Source organism: uncultured Campylobacter sp. (assembly GCF_937949835.1).
Classification (GTDB): domain Bacteria; phylum Campylobacterota; class Campylobacteria; order Campylobacterales; family Campylobacteraceae; genus Campylobacter_B.
The window spans coordinates 1-3,297 of the sequence record NZ_CALEDC010000321.1 but is presented as its reverse complement, the minus strand read 5'-3'; the positions used below and the strand labels follow the sequence as shown (position 1 = coordinate 3,297).

Annotated in this window: 4 protein-coding genes; 3 read left to right on the top strand and 1 reads right to left on the bottom strand. The window is 47.2% G+C overall.

Features of this window, described 5'->3' with window-relative positions; all coding sequences use genetic code 11:
* Positions 1 to 474: YigZ family protein (locus Q0256_RS07340; protein ID WP_297961731.1), on the top strand; the 474-nt coding region annotated here is incomplete at its 5' end.
* A gap of 221 nt (positions 475 to 695) precedes the next feature.
* On the opposite strand, the gene Q0256_RS07335 is transcribed toward Q0256_RS07340, so the two are convergent.
* Entirely contained in the window at positions 696 to 1,904 is a 1,209-nt protein-coding gene (locus Q0256_RS07335; protein ID WP_297961728.1) for an MFS transporter, read from the bottom strand.
* Positions 1,905 to 2,066: 162 nt separating this feature from the next.
* On the opposite strand from Q0256_RS07335, the gene Q0256_RS07330 reads away from it, so the two are divergent.
* The gene (locus Q0256_RS07330) at positions 2,067 to 2,438 is read left to right on the top strand and encodes an HIT family protein (RefSeq protein WP_005870777.1); all 372 of its coding nucleotides are present in this window, start codon (positions 2,067 to 2,069) and stop codon (positions 2,436 to 2,438) included.
* A complete protein-coding gene (locus tag Q0256_RS07325) occupies positions 2,435 to 3,253 on the top strand; it encodes a cache domain-containing protein (RefSeq protein WP_297961725.1) in 819 nt (272 codons plus the stop codon). The genes Q0256_RS07330 and Q0256_RS07325 overlap by 4 nt, the downstream gene beginning before the upstream one ends.
* Positions 3,254 to 3,297 lie beyond the last annotated feature (44 nt).

Below are 3,297 nucleotides of genomic sequence, written 5' to 3'. Positions count from 1 at the left end.
ATCGTCTGGGCGTATCGCGCGCTGAACGAGCCCGGGCAGATCGTAGAAAACTCGAGCGACGACGGCGAGCCCAAATCGACTGCGGGCGCGCCGTGTCTAAACGCGCTTCGCGGCGCCGAGTTGATTAACGCCGCGGTGCTCGTGGTGCGCTACTTCGGCGGTATCAAGCTAGGCACTGGCGGGCTGGTGCGCGCATACGCCAGTAGTGCAAATGCTGCGATAGACGCTGCTGCGGACGCCGCAGAGCTAGTGGAATTCGTGCTGCGTAAGAAGTGCATATTTTTCGTGCCGTTTGCGGCGGTGGCTAAATTTGAACATTTTTTAAAAAAATCGGGTTTCGTTTATGAAGCAAGCTTCGGTGCTTCTGGAGCGGAGTTTAGCGCAGAGCTTAGCGCGGAGGAATTTGAAAAATTTATGGGCTTTGCAGGCGCTCTCGCGCCGGCCCTTAAAATGCTGCGCGAGCCGAAATTTTAAAATTTCAAAATTCTATAAAATTTAAAATCTCGCCCCGGCTAAATTTGAAAGCATAAGCGGATTTTGCATTTTATCGCAGCGGAATTTTAAAGCTAAAGTAAAATTTCATAGTGCGAAACATAAAATCCGATAAATTTTAAAATTTTCAAAATTCTGTCGTAATTTAGCTTGCAAAATTTCGCGAAAATTCCGTCCGTAAATTTCAAAATCCCATAAAATTTTTAAAATTTCACGTGCTTCATCTTAGCTTCACGCACAGGCAGGCTTAGCAGAACTGCAATAGCCGCTAGCGTCATATCCAAATACCACATATAATCATACGCGCCGTATGCCCGCACTGCAAGACCTCCGATATATGCGCCAAAAAATCCGCCGATTTGATGCGAAAGCATCGTAAATCCAAATAGGCTTGCTAAATATCGCGTCCCTAATAGCTTACCGACGGCAGCCGCAGTAGGCGGTACGGTCGCTAGCCAGGTAAATCCTAATCCCACGCTGAAGATATAAAACGTAAGGCTATCTTTGGGCGAGAGCACATAAGCACCAATAAGAGCGATACGCAGGGCATATATGCAAAATAAAATGACTTTACAGCGCACTTTGGAAACACACCAACCTACGAATAAGCTGCCTACGATGTTTGCGATGCCAATCAGTGCGAGCGAAAAGGACGCTACCTGCGCGCCATGCCCGCTTAGTGCTACTTCGCTAGGCAGGTGCGTCACTAAAAACGCTACGTGAAAACCGCACGTAGCAAAGCTTAAATTTATCAAAATATAGCTTTTATCGCGCAGCGCTAAACGCAGCACTTCGCCTAAGCTGCGCTTATCTTCTTCATGCAGGCTGGTTTGTTCGCCAAGTAGAATTTTACTGCCTGCTAAAAGTCTCGCAAGAGGCAGAATTAACAGACTTAGCCCTGCGAGCGTAAAAAATGCGCCGCCGTATCCCAAAGCAGGCGTTGCGATACAAAACCCAATCATCGGCGCAAATAAAAACTGCCCGAACGAGCCGCCTGCATTTAGCACTCCGCTAGCAACCGAGCGGATAGAAAATGGCAGGCGCTTTGCCATTAGGCTCATTAGAATCGGAAAACTACCCGCGCCAAGCCCCAGTGCAAGCCCAAAACCCATCGTTAATACAAGCGCGCTTTCACTACTAAATAACGGCACAAGAGTGCAACTAATCGCCAAAAGCACGCTGCCCCAAAACAGCACGACGTAGGCACCGAGCTTGTCTGCAAGTATCCCGCTAAGCGGTTGCGAAAAGCCCCATACCAGCTGCGTAGTTGCCATCGCAAAGCTTACTTGCGCGATGGATAGGGAATTTGCTTGCATTATGGGCTGTACGAAAAGACCTAATGACATACGAATGCCCATCGTAATCATCAAAATCGCCGCGGCGCATAGGATCATTACCCAAACTGATTTCATATATATTCCTTTTAAAAGGCAGAATTATAACATAAAAATTACGAATATATCGAGATTTTATAGATATATTTAATTAATGTATTTTAGTATATTATTTATGTAAGAGGAATTTACCGAGCTTTAATGGGCTTTGCATTAAAATTCCCTTTTCAAGGAGAAACGATGATTTACGAAGACGAGATGATTTACGTGGAGCGCGAGGAGCACGAAGTGCCGTGGGTGAAGGTCTTTACGAAGGCGAAATTTAAAGAGCTTAGCGACTGCGACGAGGCGACGCTGGCGCATCTGTGGCGCGCCGTGCTTCAGTGCGAAAAGAGCCTGCGGGAGTTTTACGCACCCGATAAAATCAACATCGCAAGCTTTGCCAACTACGTGCCGCGCGTGCATTTTCACGTCCAAGCGCGCTTTAAAAACGACAGCTTTTTCCCGGAGTCCGTCTGGGGAAAAAAGATGCGCAACGGCAAACTCGATCTGCCGGAATTTAGCGAATTTGCAGAGGTTTTAGCGGCAAATTTAAAGATGGAATTCAGATGATAGGCGCGCGATCCAAAAAATACCTAAGCCTTTTCGCGCTTGCTTGCTGCGTCGCCACCTTTGCATTTTACCTGCGCTTTAAAAGCGAGGAAAACGAGATAAAAATCAAGCAGCAGTTCGATTTTAGCGCGAGTTTGTTTGAAAAGATCGTGGACGAAGAGAAGCTAAACGCCTTTGCGATCTCGCTGATTTTGTCGCAAAACAGCGACGTGGTGCGCTGTTTTGAGAGCGGCAAACACGGCGAGTGCATGGACGTGACGAAAAAATACAAAGATATTTTAAGCGCAGTGCCCTTTTATACGGGCGTGAAGATACATTTTCATACGCAAAACACCAGAAGCCTGGCTAGGAGCTGGAGCGACGAATTTTACAACGACGATCTGAGCTCGTTTCGCCATTCGCTTTTGCAGATCCGCCATAGTCTGCTTCCAAAAGCGCTTGTGGAGATGGGGCGATGCGGAGTTTTTATGCGCGGAATTTCGCCGGTTTTTAGCGACGGTAAATTTATCGGAAGCGCCGAGATAATGCTCGATTTCGAGCACGTCATCGCGCAGATCAACCGCATGGGAAACGATATTTTTATCCTCGTAGATAAGAGGTTTGAAACCGACTGCTTCTACGATAAAATAGGCGTTATCAAGGACTTTATCGTCGTAAACAGCGCGCCGGATTACGACGTTTTGTCGATTTTGGCGACGCTTGATTTTGGGGCGCAGAGCTTTATCAAAAAGGACGGACATTATTTTTACGTGCGGGCATTTTCGGACGAAAACGGCACGAAGCTGGGCTATATAATTCTGCACCGCGAAGGCTAGCGGCGAGATTTAAATTTAGGCGCCTATCTCTTGTTTGCTTTGTC